The sequence below is a fragment of the Occallatibacter sp. genome (assembly GCF_035317045.1).
Classification (GTDB): domain Bacteria; phylum Acidobacteriota; class Terriglobia; order Terriglobales; family Acidobacteriaceae; genus Telmatobacter.
Genome location: NZ_DATHHT010000035.1, coordinates 177,128 through 191,940, shown reverse-complemented (window position 1 = coordinate 191,940; position 14,813 = coordinate 177,128). Strand labels below are relative to the sequence as shown.

Sequence of the window (14,813 nt, the reverse complement as noted above, 5' to 3'; positions counted from 1 at the left end):
GTCCTCCGGCAGCCAATCGTATCTGCTTCGATCCGTTTTCCGCGATCTTGACCATGCTCGCCACGCCTGAACGCCGCTCCGCATCTGTCCTTTTCCAGCCCGCTGTCCTTCCCCAAATTGCACACAATTGATTAACGTTCCCACCCCTCCCGCTGACACACCCGAAACACAACTCACGATAGAATGGTGTGTTTGCCGTGCTCCAAAAACCCGCATGGGTGGTGTACGGCCTTAAGGAACAGGAGAATCACTACCGGATGAACGAGAAGCGTTGGGTGTTGTTGATTGCGAGTGAGGTCGGACAGACCGAATCTGTCTCGGACCGGGCCATGGAGCGCCTTGTCGAGGCCATCGGTGCTGAAGGATACATCGTCACGCGCACCACCTCGCCGAAAGATGGCCTCTCGCTCGTTACCTCCGATCCCAGCTATTCCGCCGTCCTGCTCGACTGGGACCTCGAAGGCGATTCGCAATTTGAAGAACGCGCCGCGCTCGACATTATCCGCGGCGTGCGTCACCGCAACAAAAAGGTCCCCATCTTCCTCATCGCCGATCGCACCCTCGTTTCCGAACTGCCCCTCGAAGTCATCAAGCAGGTTCACGAGTACATTCACCTCTTCGGCGATACCCCGGCCTTTATCTCGTCCCGCCTCGATACCGCCATCGAGCGCTACCACGACCAGCTGCTGCCGCCCTACTTTCGCGAACTCCTCAAATACAATGATCAGTCCGCCTACTCCTGGGACGCGCCCGGCCACATGGGCGGAGTTGCATTCCTCAAGCACCCAGTAGGCCAGGAGTTCCACCGCTTCTTCGGCGAAAACCTGTTTCGCTCCGACCTGGGCATCTCGTCGGCGCCGCTCGGCTCATGGCTCGACCACGTCGGACCTCCCGGTGAGTCAGAGCGCAACGCAGCCCGCATCTTCGGCGCCGACTGGACGTTTTACGTGCTCGGCGGCTCCAGCACCTCCAACCAGATTGTCGGCCACGGCGTAATCGCGCAGGACGACATCGTTCTGGCCGATGCCAACTGCCATAAATCCATCTGCCACTCGCTTACCGTCACCGGTGCCCGCCCTGTCTACTTCAAGCCCACACGCAACGGCTACGGCATGATCGGTCTTGTTCCGCTCAAGCGCTTCTCGCCGAGTTCCGTTCAAGAACTGATCGACCGCAGCCCATTCGCCGCCGGTGCCCGCTCGCAGCATCCCACACACGCCGTGGTCACCAATTCCACCTATGACGGGCTCTGCTACAACGTCGATGAAGTGGTGGAACAACTTGCTGGATCGGTCCCACGTGTTCATTTTGACGAAGCATGGTACGCATACGCGAAGTTCCATCCCCTCTATCGAGGACGTTTTGCGATGGGTGTGCCGGAAGAAATGAAAGACCGTCCCGTCATCTTCTCCGTGCAATCCACACACAAGATGCTGGCGGCGTTCTCAATGGGCTCCATGATTCATGTCAAGCTCTCTGACCGCGCCCCGCTTGACTTCGATCAGTTCAATGAAGCATTCATGATGCACGGCACCACATCGCCCTTCTATCCGCTGATTGCTTCGCTTGATGTTGCCGCCGCCATGATGGACGATCCCGCCGGCCCGACATTGATGGACGAGACGCTCGTAGATGCCATCAGCTTCCGCCAGGCCATGAGTTCGATCGCTCACCGCCTGCGCACGACATCCGAAAATGGCGATGGATGGTTCTTCGGTATCTACCAGCCCGAACGCGTCATCGATCCAGCAACCGGCGAAAGCATCCTGTTTGAAGATGCCGAAGACGAGCTTCTGACCACCGAACCGAGCTGTTGGACCCTCAAGCGAGGAGACGATTGGCACGGCTATCAGAACGAAGACTCGCCCGATGACTACTGCATGCTCGACCCCACCAAGGTGACCATCCTGACACCCGGCGTCAACGCCCAGGGAGTCATGTCCCAATGGGGCATCCCCGCCGCCATCCTCACCGAGTTCCTCGACTCGCGCCGCGTCGAAATCGCCCGCACCGGCGACTATACCGTCCTCGTGCTTTTCTCCGTCGGAACGTCGAAAGGCAAATGGGGCAGCTTGCTTGAAAACCTCTTCGAATTCAAGCGCCTCTACGATTTGGATGCGTCGCTTGAAGAGGCGCTCCCGGAGCTGGTCCAGCGATTCCCCCTCCGTTACCGCAACGTTTCGCTTCGAGAGCTCTCCGACGAGATGCACGCGGCAATGATCGAGCTCGACCTCCCCGGCCTCGTCAATGCGGCGTGCGACGAGGACTTCGATCCCATCCTCACGCCTGCGCAGACCTACCAGAAGCTCGTGCGCCGCGAGACAGAAAGCATCCGTTTCAAAGAGATGGCCGGCCGAATCGCCGCTTTCATGCTGGTTCCGTATCCTCCTGGGATACCCATGTCGATGCCCGGCGAACGCCTCGGCGCCGTCGAGTCACCCGTCATCAAGCTCATCCTCGCCATGGAGCAGTTCGGCAAGCGCTTCCCGGGCTTTGAGCGCGAGGTCCACGGTATCGAAGTCGATGGCAACGGAGATTATTGGATGCGCGCTGTCATCGAAGAACCGGCTTAACCGGACATTCTCTAGACCTTCTTGACGCCTTTCATGCGCCCGTTGACCCACAGTATTCCCGGCCCGTCCGAAAGCGAATACCCCTCCATCCGCATCACTTTTTCTGCCACGGCCAGGCTGATGAACTGGTTGAGCGAAACACCCTCCCGTTTCGCCAGAAGATCGATCTGGCGACGCATGATCGGCGTCAGTCGAAGCGGAAATCTGTTGATTCCCTTTTTCTCCCCGATCATGGTGAACCTCCACGCCGTGCTGGAAATGATCTGCTCCGGCCGGACCGCTATTACCCGATTCGTCTCGATGGTGATTTCAGAGGCAAAAACGTTTCAGGATTTCGAAGATTTTTTTGGCGCGCCCCGAAGTTCGGGCTTGCGCTGCCGGTTGGAATCCCGCTCTTCGGGAGCATTTCGGCAATTCCTCTGCGCCCGCCGCGACGAGATTCGAGAACATCGAGGCTTACTCTGAAATGAGCGCAAAATTCCATCTGAAAGCTGCCTTGCGTTGTTCCTTCTCCCCTTGCCTAAGTCCACTTTCAGGAGGAAGATGATCCCTGCGCCCTCACCCGAAGCGCAAGGCACAGGAGGTCCTGTGGCAGGCATGAACCGATCGACTCCGCCCATCGCGGAGATCGATGTCCTCTGGATTACTGCGGGGCTCGGATGCGATGGCGATACCATTGCCATGACCGCAGCTACCCAGCCAAGTATCGAAGACATCGTCCTCGGCGGCATGCCCTGGATTCCCAAGGTCAATTTCCATAACCCATTTCTGTCGATAAAAAACGGTGATGAATTCCTGGAGCGTTTTCACCTCGCGGCCGAGGGCGGCGTCGATCCCTTCATCCTCGTCATTGAGGGATCCATCCCGGATGAAACCAACAAGAAAGAGGGCTACTGGGCTTCGCTTGGCACCAATCCAGAAACCGGGCAGCCCATTACCACCTGCGAGTGGATCGATCGCCTGGCCCCGCGCGCCTGGGCAGTGATCGCGGTCGGAACCTGTGCCACATACGGCGGCATCCACGCCATGGAAGGCAATCCCACAGGTTGTATGGGCCTGCCCGAGTATCTCGGATGGCAATGGCAGTCCAGGGCGCAGATTCCCATCGTTTGCGTGCCCGGCTGTCCCATTCAGCCGGACAACTTCATGGAAACGCTGCTCTACCTCCTCTACATGGCCGCCGGACGCGCGCCCATGATTCCGCTCGATGATGCTCTGCGCCCTACCTGGCTCTTCGGAAGCACGGTTCATGAAGGCTGCGATCGCGGAGGGTATTATGAGCAGGCCGAGTTCGCCGAGGAATACGGTTCCCCGCTCTGCATCGTAAAACTCGGCTGCTGGGGACCCGTCGTGCAATGCAACGTCGGCAAGCGCGGGTGGATGGGCGGAATAGGCGGCTGTCCCAATGTGGGCGGCATCTGCATCGGCTGCACGATGCCCGGCTTCCCGGACAAATTTATGCCTTTCATGAATCAGCCTCCTGGGTCACTCCTCTCCTCCGCCGCCGTCCAAACTTATGGTCGCGCCATCCATGCGCTGCGCAAGTTCACTCAGACATCGCTCAACAAAATACCAGCTTGGCGGCGCCCGCAAATCGCTCCCGGTAACACCGACCTACATCCAAGCTAAGAGTTTGGATTGCACGGCTTCTGGAGAAATCAATGGGACTGCTCGCTCAAACCGAATGGCATGATCCCCCTCCCGGGCGCGAGCCTGAATGGGAAAATACCCCGCTCCTGCCGCACTTGGGCGAGGCGGAAGCTCTGCTGCTCGAGTTAGCCAGCGTATTCGCAGCGACGAAAAATTCTTCATCCTCGTCCGGAGTCCCCTCCCCATCCGAAGACGGAGCTTCGAATCTCGAGGCAAAGTATCGCGCGCTGCTCGAACAAATTCCCGCCGTCGTCTTCATGGCCTATCTCGATCGCGGAGTCAGTGAGGCCTATGTCAGCCCCGAGATCGAGGCCTCCCTTGGATACTCCCGCGAAGAGTGGCTCGAAGATCCGGTCCGCTGGTACGATCGCATTCATCCCGACGACAAGCAGCGTTGGAGCATTGAGGCAGCAGGCATGTTCCTCTCCGGCAAGCCGCTGCGCTCTTCGTACCGCGTCATGGCTCGCAACAGCAGCGTCGTCTGGTTCCATTGCGACGCCCGCATGGTCCGCCACCCCGATGGGTCGCCCTGGTTTATTCACGGCGTAGCCTTCGACATCTCTGACTTGAAAGACACCGAACGGGCTCTCCAGCAGGAACGCAATGTGGTCTCCGCGATTCTCGACACGGTCGGCGCGCTGGTGACCGTTCTTGATCCCGAGGGACGCATCGTACGATTCAATCGCGCCTGCGAACTCACCACCGGATTTGCGCTCGAAGAAGTTCGCGGCAAATCTATCTGGGACTTCTTCCTCCACGCAGAAGAAGTTGAACGCGCACGTTTCATGTTTTCGCAGCTGAGCGCTGACCTGCTTCCCCAGGATTTCCAAAGCCACTGGGTCACGCGGCACGATACGCACCGCCTTATCGCCTGGTCGTGCTCCATGCTCCCGGCCAGCGATGGTACGCCCAGCTACTTTATTGCGACCGGCATCGACATTACCGAGCGCGAGCAGTTGGAGAGAGCTCTTCTGGACATTAGCGCTCGTGAGCAGCGCCGCATAGGCCAGGATCTGCACGACGGTCTCGGCCAGCACCTTACCGGCATTGCCTTCATGGCCAAGGTGCACGAAGCAAAGTTGGCCGAGAAGCAGCTGCCCGACACCGCTGACGCCGCCAAGATTGTGAAACTTGTAAATGAAGCGATTCACAAAACGCGCGTGTTGGCGCGAGGCCTGTTGCCCGTAGTCTCTGACTCCCAGGGCCTCATGTCGGCCCTCCAGGTCTGGGCCGGTGAGGTCGAGGACCTCTTTGGCATCTCCTGCCGCTTCCAGTGCGAAAATGACGTGCTCATCCACGACGACGCCATGGCCACGCATCTCTACCACATTGCCCAGGAAGCCGTGAATAATGCCATCAAGCACGGGCAGGCAAAGAACATCCTCATCCGCTTGTCAGCTGAAAACGTATGGGGCACACTGCAGATCAACGACAACGGCACAGGCATCCAGGAAGTCCGGCCCTCCAATGGTGGAATGGGATTGCATATCATGAGCTATCGAGCGGGGATGATCGGCGGAAGACTGGAAGTCCGTGCGAGTCCGCCACGCGGGACGTGCGTCACCTGCATGTTCCCCCTGGCATCCGCCGGCTCGAAGGGACTTGCCGATGACGACGAACATGGCTTTTGATAGACCATCGAGAACCGGCAAAAAAACCGTCCTGGTGGTTGACGACCATCCCCTCATGCGTCAGGGGCTTGCCCTTCTGATCAATCAACAGCAGGACATGCACGTCTGCGGTGAAGCCGAGGAAGCCCAGGCCGCCATGCAGGCAATTGCGCAATTGCGACCCGACATCATGATCCTCGACATCTCCTTGAAAGGTCCTGACGGCATTGAACTTCTCAAGAACATCCGCACCTCCGACCCCGACCTGCCCATTCTGGTCCTGTCGATGCACGACGAAGCCATCTACGCCGAACGCGCTCTGCGCGCACGCGCCAACGGCTACATCATGAAGCAGGAAGCTACCGAGAAGGTGCTTGTGGCGGTGCGCCGCATCCTCAGCGGCGAAGTGTACCTGAGCGAACGCATGTCCAACAAAATGCTGCAACAGTACATCGGCGGCGCGCCCAACATGATCCAATCCCGCATCGCCTCCCTCTCCGATCGGGAACTCGAGGTCTTTCGCAGGATCGGCGAAGGCCGCGCCACCCGCGAGATCGCCGAAGAACTTCATCTCAGCGTAAAAACCGTCGAGACCTACCAGGCCCACATCAAAGACAAGCTCGCTCTCCGCAGCGGCCGAGAACTCATCCAGCACGCAATTCAGTGGAAGATCAACGAAAAAACTGCGTGATATTTCGGGGCGGATTTTTTGCTCTTCGCTGGCGGATATTCGCCCGCGTAAAGTCGGGGATTCCCCTATCCTTTCCCGAGCAAAAGTATGAAGTGAGAATAAGGCCCGTCCCGCTTGCGGCTCATTCGCGCACTCTGTTTGGATAACGACGTTTGAGTGATGCGTGACTTCCCTGTTTTTTCCAGAAAACCCGGCGCTTGACTGCAGCAACTCATCATCTGTCAAAACATTCGAACGGCCGGTTGCAGCATTCAAACGGGTTCAAATGAGGTCGGCTCCAAACTGAAAAGAATCGCGGCAGCGAAGCTTAGGGGCGACAGTTAATCGGATCGCCAGGCGCGTTAACTGACTCATCGCATCTGACTCGATACAGGATTCGCTTCTGCGTTTGCCGAATTGAACGAGGCAAGACCGGTCAGCATCCGAAAAGGAGATCCCAGATCATGAGCGCACAACCTGTTCCCTATGGTCGAGTAACACAGAAGAAACCTGCAGTGGCCGAGTTACACATCGTATGGATCACCGCCGGTCTGGGTTGCGATGGCGACTCTGTCTCCATTACCGCGGCCACGCAGCCAAGCATTGAAGACGTTCTGCTCGGCGCAATTCCCGGCCTCCCCAAAGTTCACCTACATAATCCCGTCCTCGCCTACGAAAATGGCGACGACTTCATGAAGTTCTGGTACGAAGCGGAGGCCGGCAGGCTCGATCCGTTTGTGCTCGTTGTCGAAGGGTCCATCCCGAACGAGAAGATCAAGAAGGAGGGCTACTGGGCGGGTCTGGGAACTGACCCCCACACCGGCCAACCCATCACAACCTGCGAGTGGATTGACCGCCTCACCCCCAAGGCTCTTGCCGTCATCGCCTGCGGAACATGTGCCACCTACGGCGGAATTCACGCCATGGAAGGCAATCCAACCGGCTGCATGGGCCTTGCCGACTACCTCGGCTGGGGTTGGAAATCCAAAGCGGGATTGCCGATCGTGAACGTGCCCGGCTGTCCCGTACAGCCCGATAACTTCATGGAAACCGTCCTCTACCTGCTCTATCAGGTCGCCGGTCTGGCACCCATGATTCCCCTCGACGAGCAGTTGCGGCCCACATGGCTCTTCGGCAACACGGTTCATGACGGGTGCGACCGCGCCGGTTACTACGAGCAGGGCGATTTCGCGACTGCCTACGGCTCCCCAAAGTGCATCGTCAAGCTTGGCTGCTGGGGTCCAGTTGTGAATTGCAACGTCCCCAAGCGCGGCTGGATGGCGGGTATTGGCGGTTGCCCGAACGTCGGCGGCATTTGCATCGGCTGCACCATGCCGGGATTCCCCGACAAGTTCATGCCGTTCATGGATGAGCCGCCGGGTGCGAAGGTTTCCAGCGCCACAATCTCCACCTATGGCAAGGCGATGCGAACTCTACGCAGTTTCACCAACGCCACAGTCAATAAGGAGCCAAAGTGGCGGCATCCCCGTGCCGAACTTACTACCGGATACCGGTCCAATAACTACTAACCGAGCAAAGAAGGAGAGACTACGATGGGCACGATTACTGCTACTCGTTCGGAGCAAGAGGCCGGAAAGAGCCAGTTAGTAGAAATGAATTGGGATCCGATTACCCGGATCGTTGGCAGCCTCGGCATCTTCACCAAAATCGATTTCGGCAAGCGCAAGGTCGCAGAGTGTCATAGCACCTCTTCGATCTTCCGCGGATACAGCATCTTCATGAAGGGCAAAGATCCGCGCGACGCGCACTTCATCACCAGCCGCATCTGCGGCATCTGCGGCGACAACCATGCCACCTGCGCTACCTACGCACAGAACATGGCCTTCGGCGTACGCCCTCCGGCAATGGCCGAGTGGATCGTGAACCTAGGCGAAGCCGCCGAATACATGTTCGACCACAACATCTTCCAGGACAACCTCGTCGGCGTCGACTTCTGCGAAAAGATGGTCAAGGAAACCAATCCCGGCGTCTGGGAAAAGGCCGAAAAAACCGCATCGCCGCACGCCGAACTCCACGGATTCAAAACCATCGGCGACATTATGAAGGCGCTCAATCCCTTCACCGGTGCCTTTTACATTGAAGCCCTGCAAGTCAGTCGCATGACCCGCGAGATGTTCTGCCTCATGGAAGGACGTCACGTACATCCGTCCACCTTGTATCCCGGCGGCGTCGGCACGGTGCCTACCGTCCAACTCTTCACCGACTACATTGTCCGCCTGATGAAGTACGTCGAATTCATGAAGAAGGTCGTGCCCCTGCACGACGATCTCTTCAACTTCATTTACGAAGCCATGCCGGGCTACGAAGAAGTCGGCCGCCGCCGCATCCTCCTCGGCTGCTGGGGTTCCTTCAATAACCCCGACGTCTGCGACTACACCTACAAGAACATGGACGAGTGGGGCAAGGCCATGTACGTCACGCCCGGCGTCGTTGTCGACGGCCAGCTCGTGACAAACAACCTCGTCGATATCAACCTCAACATCCGCATCCTGCTCGGCAGTTCCTACTACGACGACTGGCAGAACTCCCAGACCTTCGTCCAGAAGGATCCGCTCGGCAACCCCGTCGACCAGCGCCATCCGTGGAATCAGAGCACCTTCCCCAAGCCCCAGAAGCGCGACTTCAAAGACAAGTACACCTGGGTCATGTCTCCACGCTGGTACGACAAGCGCACAGGCGACTACCTTGCGCTCGACACTGGCGGCGGCCCCATCGCGCGCTTCTGGGCCACTGCGCTTGCCGGTATCGTCGACATCGGCTACATCAAGGCCACCGGCCACAGCGTAAAGATCTATCTGCCCAAAACCACATCGCTTCCCGAAACCGAATTCGAATGGCACATCCCCAAGTGGAGTAACGCCATCGAGCGCGATCGCGCACGCACCTACTTCCAGGCCTATGCCGCGGCGGCAGCTCTCTACTTCGCTGAGCAGGCGCTGGGAGAGTTGCACGCCGGCCGCACCCGCACATGGAATGACTTCAAGGTTCCGGAGGAAGCCATCGGCTGCGGTTTCCACGAAGCCGTGCGCGGCGTCCTGTCGCACCACGTTGTGATCAAGGGCCACAAGATCGCCAACTATCACCCCTATCCCCCGACGCCCTGGAATGCCAATCCACGCGATATCTATGGCACTCCCGGACCGTATGAGGATGCGGTGCAGAACACGCCGATCTTTGAAGAGAACGGGCCCGACAAATTCAAGGGCATCGACATCATGCGCGCAGTGCGCAGCTTCGATCCCTGCCTGCCCTGCGGCGTGCACATGTACCTTGGCAACGGAAAAGTCCTGGAAACGCATCACTCGCCGATGTTTGGCGTCAATTCCGGCGTGCTTCCATAGGATCCTTCGCACGATCGAACTTTGAGGTATGAGCCGGGCGCCTTCAAAAGCTTGACGCAATGACGGTCCGGCTCATACTCTCTGCGTCACACAGCGGTTCTGCTTTCCGATCATTCCAACCGCTGCTTTTGAGTGGCTTCCCCTTTAGCAGAGCCATTCGTTCCGTGCCGGCATGGCACGCAGATTGTGGAACCGCTCGAAAAGGAGGCGTGTGGCAATCGGCAGTGAATTCCAGGAACAAGTTCGACAACTCGGAAAGCTCATCACGCAATTTGATCAGATGCCGGACGGTCCGCCCAGAACCGCCTGCAAAGAACTCGTGCAGCTTCTGATGGACGTGCACGGCGCCGGCCTCGACAGAATCATGGAGATCGTCTTCGAGAGCGACGGCCCCGGACCCGCGATCATCGATAAGCTCGGCAACGACACCGTCACCAGTAGCTTGCTTCTGCTCTACTCCCTGCATCCGCAGGACCTCGAGACCCGCGTGCAGCAATCCGTCGACCGCATGCGACCTCGTTTGCGCAAGCTCTCTTGCAGCGTCGAACTCGCCGGCATCATCGAAGGCGCCGTGCAGGTGCGCGTCACTGCTGGCGGCCATAGTTGCGGCTCTTCCTCAAAAGACATCCGCACCATCGTGGAAGAATGCGTCTTCGAACTCGCGCCCGATATCGTTTCACTTGAAGTACTCGGACTTGAGGAGCCTTCCAACTCAGGCTTTGTCGCGCTCGAAAGCCTCATCGGTCACAGCGTCGTAGCTCCGGCTCACAACGCGCGTTCCCTGACCACAGAGGGTGCCGATTGAGTCCGTCTCTCATCCTCGGGAAAGGAGCCTGCCATGCCTGAAGAATCCTCTCTCGGCTACGAGCAGGCATTCAGCGTCCTGCGCCGCTTCACCCGTTCGCGCAGCTCGGCATCGCGCGCCGTCGAGCATTGCGAACTCTGCAGTGCCGGCCTGCATCACGACCATCCTCATCTCGTAGAACTCGCCACGCGCAAGATTCTCTGCGCCTGCGACGCCTGCGCCATGCTCTTCGATGGCATGGAGAAGTCGCGCTACAAGCGAGTATCACGCGACTCGCAGTACCTCGCCAACTTTGAATTGACCGACGGACAATGGGAAAGCCTGATGATCCCCATCAACATGGCCTTCCTGTTCCGCTCCAGTGTCGAAAACAGAATCGTCGCTCTCTATCCCAGCCCCGCCGGTGCCGTAGAATCCCTGCTGCCGCTCGATGCCTGGGCGGAGATTGCCGAAAACAACCCGGTACTCCATGACCTCAAGCCCGACATCGAGGCCCTGCTCGTGAACCGCGTCGGCCATGCCCACGGCACGCGCGAAGCGGAGTATTACATCGCCCCCATCGACGAATGTTACAAGCTCGTCGGCCTCATTCGCGCTAACTGGAAAGGCCTCTCCGGCGGCGCAGAAGTCTGGACCGAGGTCGGCCAGTTCTTCCAACAGTTGCGCTCCAAATCCGAAGTCGTCCGCGGAGGCGTGAATGCCTGACCTCAGCTTCCAGATCGACTCCGCAAGCGTCGTCCCCTTCGCCGCCGCTCCCATGATGGCTTTTCAGCTTCAGATCAAAAACCGTGAACCCGATGAGGCAATTCACACGGTCGCTCTGCGCTGCCAGATTCAGATTGAGGTCACCCGACGCCGTTACACCCCCGGCGAACAGGAGAAGATGCTCGACCTCTTCGGCCAGCCCGACCGGTGGAGCCAGACCCTGCGCAGCCTTCTATGGACGCATGTCAATCTGGTCGTACCGACCTTCGCCGGAAACGAGACAGTGATCGATATGCAGGTACCCTGCAGCTTCGATTTCAATGTCGCCGCAACCAAATATTTCGCAGGCCTGACCGATGGCGATATTCCGCTCCTCTTCCAATTCAGCGGAACCGTCTTCTACGCGCCTCCGGATAGTCCCCTGCAAGTCGCACCCATCTCGTGGGAGCAGGAAGCCCGCTACAAACTGCCCGTAAAAGTGTGGCGCGAAATGATGGATACCTACTACCCGAACAGCGTGTGGATCAATCTGCACAAGGATGTCTTTGAACGCCTCTATCGCTACAAGATGCGTCATGGCCTTCTCAACTGGGAGCAGGCGCTTGAGCGCATCCTTGCCCGCGTCGAAGAAGAGGTTGAGGTAAATTCGTGAATCTTGAGCAGGTCGAAAAGATCGCCGAAGCCGTTCTCTATGAGGGATACATGCTCTATCCCTACCGGCCTTCCTCGGTCAAAAATCAGCAGCGCTGGAACTTCGGCGTCCTCTACCCGCCGTCCTGGTGCGATGCGCAATACAGTTCCGATCGCTGCAGCATGCAGACAGAATGCCTGCTGAAAACCGACGCCTCCACGCGGCTCACCGTCAAGGTCCGTTTCCTCCATATCATTCAGCGCTCCATCGCAAAGCTCGCCACACCGTCGACAGAAGCCTCTGCATCAAGCGACCTCGACCTTGTCGATCGCCTCGAGTTGAACGGACGCGTTTATCAGCCATGGCAGGAAGCCGTCGAGCGCGAACTCTCCTACGAAGGCCTCGATCCTGCCGACTTCTGCACCATGGAGCCGCTACTCTTCACCTTCCCCGCTGGCAAAGAGGTAGAGTATCTGCGCGACGAACACGGAAACAGAGCAGGCGCAGTCCTTCGCGAATGGAAGGCTCTCAACGGATCCGTCGAGATTCGATCCCTCAACTGTCACGACGAGGTCGTCCGCGTAACGGTGCAGGTGGATAACCTCACCGAAAGCGACGCCGCCGCCTCATTCAGCTCTGCCACCCGCGAAGAAACGCTCCTTCACTCGCTCGTCTCCGCCCACACCATCCTTGGCACCGAGAACGGGGAGTTTCTTTCCCTGCTCGAACCTCCCACAGGCTTTGAAGATTCCGTTGCTCAATGCCAGAATCTGGGCACGTGGCCGGTCCTCGCCACTGACGCCGCCGATGCCATGCTGTCCTCCCCGATCATCCTTTACGACCATCCGCAGATCGCACCCGAGAGTGCCGGAAATCTCTTCGACTCCACCGAGATCGATGAAATTCTTTCCCTCCGCATCCTCACGCTCACCGAAGACGAAAAGAGAGAGATGCGCCAGTCCGACGATCGCACCCGCGGCATTCTCGAGCGCACCGAAAACATGCCGGAAGAGCAGTTCATGAAACTTCACGGCATCCTGCGCGGCCTCAAGCCCACAAAAGGGGAGATCCAATGAACGAATGGGAATGGAATCTTCTCGAAGACAAATCCTCCACCGTGACCCACGCCGAAATCGACGGCATCCTTGTCAACGTCGGCGATCGGGTTCGTCTCCGTCCCAAAGAAGGCGGCGACATTCTCGACATCGCCCTTCGTGGTCAGATCGCCATCATCGAAAGCATTGAAGAAGACTACGAAGGCGCGCAGCATATCTGCGTCGTCGTCGAAGATGATCCCGGCCGCGATCTCGGCATGATGCGTCAGCCCGGCCATCGTTTCTTCTTCAACCCGGCAGAAATCGAGCCGCTCCCGCAAAACCCGCAGGCTCCCGCGGGCTCGCCCGCCAAAGCCGTCAAGCCCACAATCCTCATCGCCGGAGTCGGCAACATTTTTCTCGGCGACGATGCATTCGGCGTCGAAGTCGTCCGCCGTCTCGCCACGCGTAATCTGCCTGCCGAAGCACGCGTCGTCGACTTCGGCATTCGCGGTCTCGACCTCGCGTACGCCCTCCAGGATGGCTACGAAACCACCATCCTCATCGACGCATTCCCCCACGGCCAACCGCCCGGCACCGTCTCCATCGTCGAGCCGGACACAAAAGAAATCAACGCCCCACCAGACGCTCTGGTTGAAGCGCACAGCATGCATCCTTTAGCCGTGCTCCGCATGGCCGCTGCCATGAACGGCTCTCTGCATCGAGTCCTACTCGTGGGCTGCGAGCCCGCATCGCTCGGCGGCGAAGAAGGCTACATGGGTCTGAGTGAACCGGTTGAAGCTGCGGTCGAAGAAGCAGTCAACGCAACAGAAGCATTGATCAGGCGCCTTCTCGCTGGAGAAGCTGTTTGAAAGATATGAAGGCGGAAAAGGAGAGATGAAATGGCACTCGATCTGATGGAAACAACCGCGAATGGAAACGCAAGCGACAAGGACACCATCTACCTGCTCGGCGGTGTCGCGCTCATGGTCTTTGGCGCGGGTTTGGTCCTCTCCAACCCCACCATCCGTCGTTACATGTCGCAGTTCGGCGTAGGCAATCTCGCCCAGACGGTCATTCCCGACGTGGAGCGCTACTTCAAACTTCGCGGCATGTAACCAGCTTCATCGACAACCGATACCCGTCGCGTCCTCACAGGGCCCGGGCGGCGCAATCGTGATCGGATACATGGAAACTGCCAAAGCCACTCTTCTCCGCTACGTTGTCGATGCAAGGGCCAGCCGGTTCACCGTGCAGGCCTTTGCCACGGGCATTTTGTCGGCAATGGGCCACAACCCTCGCATCGGCATTCGCGCCTTCTCGGGCGAAGTCAACTTCAGCGCCGATGCCGCCCAGGCCGGCGGCTTTCGCCTCACCATGAAATCCAACTCCCTCGGCGTGCTCGATGACATCAGCGACAAGGACCGCCGCGAAATCGAAAAGATGATGAACGACCAAGTCCTTGAATCATCGAAATACCCCGACATCGTCTATGAGGCCCCAAACGTCACCATCGCCCGGCTTGATGGCTCACTCTACTCCGCCAACCTTGCCGGCACCTTGAGCTTTCATGGCGTCACGCGCAACCAGTCCATCACCGCGCGGATCGCACAGTTCGGCGAGGTGATTCGCGCTTCGGGGGAATTCTCGCTCAATCAATCCGAATACGGCATCAAGCCCATCTCCGTCGCCGGCGGAGCACTCAAGGTCAAGGACGAACTGAAATTCTCCTTCGAGATGGTCGCGCGCAAACAGGATTGAGAGAGACTGTCG

General features: G+C 58.6%; 14 protein-coding genes. 13 read left to right on the top strand and 1 reads right to left on the bottom strand.

What is annotated here, in order from left to right; genetic code table 11:
* Positions 1-197 precede the first annotated feature (197 nt).
* The gene (locus tag VK574_RS17665) at positions 198-2,573 is read left to right on the top strand and encodes an Orn/Lys/Arg family decarboxylase (RefSeq protein ID WP_472801187.1); all 2,376 of its coding nucleotides are present in this window, start codon (positions 198-200) and stop codon (positions 2,571-2,573) included.
* 11 nt (positions 2,574-2,584) lie between these two features.
* Here VK574_RS17665 and VK574_RS17660 read toward each other — a convergent pair whose 3' ends face one another.
* Positions 2,585-2,806, bottom strand: coding sequence for a toxin-antitoxin system HicB family antitoxin (locus VK574_RS17660; RefSeq protein ID WP_472801186.1), 222 nt, complete (start codon positions 2,804-2,806; stop codon positions 2,585-2,587).
* Between the two features lie 364 nt (positions 2,807-3,170).
* On the opposite strand from VK574_RS17660, the gene VK574_RS17655 reads away from it, so the two are divergent.
* The 12 genes from VK574_RS17655 to VK574_RS17600 all read left to right on the top strand — a co-directional run bounded on the left by VK574_RS17655 (position 3,171) and on the right by VK574_RS17600 (position 14,801).
* Positions 3,171-4,202, top strand: coding sequence for an NADH-quinone oxidoreductase subunit B family protein (locus VK574_RS17655; protein ID WP_472801185.1), 1,032 nt, complete (start codon positions 3,171-3,173; stop codon positions 4,200-4,202).
* Between the two features lie 32 nt (positions 4,203-4,234).
* Complete coding sequence (locus VK574_RS17650; protein ID WP_472801184.1) at positions 4,235-5,854, top strand: PAS domain-containing sensor histidine kinase; 1,620 nt, start codon at positions 4,235-4,237, stop codon at positions 5,852-5,854.
* Positions 5,844-6,524, top strand: a complete 681-nt coding sequence (locus tag VK574_RS17645; protein ID WP_472801183.1) for a response regulator transcription factor — start codon at positions 5,844-5,846, stop codon at positions 6,522-6,524. Before VK574_RS17650 ends, VK574_RS17645 begins: the two co-directional genes overlap by 11 nt.
* Positions 6,525-6,967: 443 nt before the next feature.
* Complete coding sequence (locus tag VK574_RS17640; protein WP_472801182.1) at positions 6,968-8,032, top strand: NADH-quinone oxidoreductase subunit B family protein; 1,065 nt, start codon at positions 6,968-6,970, stop codon at positions 8,030-8,032.
* A gap of 24 nt (positions 8,033-8,056) precedes the next feature.
* Positions 8,057-9,865: a nickel-dependent hydrogenase large subunit gene (locus VK574_RS17635; protein ID WP_472801181.1), complete on the top strand. Its 1,809-nt coding sequence runs from the start codon at positions 8,057-8,059 to the stop codon at positions 9,863-9,865.
* A 211-nt stretch (positions 9,866-10,076) separates the two neighbouring features.
* On the top strand, positions 10,077-10,670 hold the full coding sequence (locus tag VK574_RS17630; RefSeq protein WP_472801180.1) for a NifU family protein: 594 nt from the start codon (positions 10,077-10,079) through the stop codon (positions 10,668-10,670).
* Between the two features lie 33 nt (positions 10,671-10,703).
* Positions 10,704-11,375, top strand: a complete 672-nt coding sequence (locus VK574_RS17625) for a DUF5947 family protein (protein ID WP_472801179.1) — start codon at positions 10,704-10,706, stop codon at positions 11,373-11,375.
* Positions 11,368-12,027 (top strand): DUF6084 family protein, encoded by a 660-nt coding sequence (locus VK574_RS17620; protein WP_472801178.1) that lies wholly within the window; start codon positions 11,368-11,370, stop codon positions 12,025-12,027. The genes VK574_RS17625 and VK574_RS17620 overlap by 8 nt, the downstream gene beginning before the upstream one ends.
* Positions 12,024-13,082, top strand: a complete 1,059-nt coding sequence (locus tag VK574_RS17615; protein WP_472801177.1) for a hypothetical protein — start codon at positions 12,024-12,026, stop codon at positions 13,080-13,082. Before VK574_RS17620 ends, VK574_RS17615 begins: the two co-directional genes overlap by 4 nt.
* Positions 13,079-13,912: a hydrogenase maturation protease gene (locus tag VK574_RS17610; RefSeq protein WP_472801176.1), complete on the top strand. Its 834-nt coding sequence runs from the start codon at positions 13,079-13,081 to the stop codon at positions 13,910-13,912. Before VK574_RS17615 ends, VK574_RS17610 begins: the two co-directional genes overlap by 4 nt.
* Positions 13,913-13,942: 30 nt before the next feature.
* On the top strand, positions 13,943-14,158 hold the full coding sequence (locus VK574_RS17605) for a hypothetical protein (protein ID WP_472801175.1): 216 nt from the start codon (positions 13,943-13,945) through the stop codon (positions 14,156-14,158).
* A gap of 70 nt (positions 14,159-14,228) precedes the next feature.
* The gene (locus tag VK574_RS17600) at positions 14,229-14,801 is read left to right on the top strand and encodes a YceI family protein (protein ID WP_472801174.1); all 573 of its coding nucleotides are present in this window, start codon (positions 14,229-14,231) and stop codon (positions 14,799-14,801) included.
* Positions 14,802-14,813 lie beyond the last annotated feature (12 nt).

Bases quoted from the DNA above. Each gene is read 5' to 3' on its own strand.
- VK574_RS17660 (WP_472801186.1), bottom strand. From the start codon at position 2,806: ATGATCGGGGAGAAAAAGGGAATCAACAGATTTCCGCTTCGACTGACG.
- VK574_RS17655 (WP_472801185.1), top strand. From the start codon at position 3,171: ATGAACCGATCGACTCCGCCCATCGCGGAGATCGATGTCCTCTGGATT.
- VK574_RS17650 (WP_472801184.1), top strand. From the start codon at position 4,235: ATGGGACTGCTCGCTCAAACCGAATGGCATGATCCCCCTCCCGGGCGC.
- VK574_RS17645 (WP_472801183.1), top strand. From the start codon at position 5,844: ATGGCTTTTGATAGACCATCGAGAACCGGCAAAAAAACCGTCCTGGTG.
- VK574_RS17640 (WP_472801182.1), top strand. From the start codon at position 6,968: ATGAGCGCACAACCTGTTCCCTATGGTCGAGTAACACAGAAGAAACCT.
- VK574_RS17635 (WP_472801181.1), top strand. From the start codon at position 8,057: ATGGGCACGATTACTGCTACTCGTTCGGAGCAAGAGGCCGGAAAGAGC.
- VK574_RS17625 (WP_472801179.1), top strand. From the start codon at position 10,704: ATGCCTGAAGAATCCTCTCTCGGCTACGAGCAGGCATTCAGCGTCCTG.
- VK574_RS17620 (WP_472801178.1), top strand. From the start codon at position 11,368: ATGCCTGACCTCAGCTTCCAGATCGACTCCGCAAGCGTCGTCCCCTTC.
- VK574_RS17610 (WP_472801176.1), top strand. From the start codon at position 13,079: ATGAACGAATGGGAATGGAATCTTCTCGAAGACAAATCCTCCACCGTG.
- VK574_RS17605 (WP_472801175.1), top strand. From the start codon at position 13,943: ATGGCACTCGATCTGATGGAAACAACCGCGAATGGAAACGCAAGCGAC.
- VK574_RS17600 (WP_472801174.1), top strand. From the start codon at position 14,229: ATGGAAACTGCCAAAGCCACTCTTCTCCGCTACGTTGTCGATGCAAGG.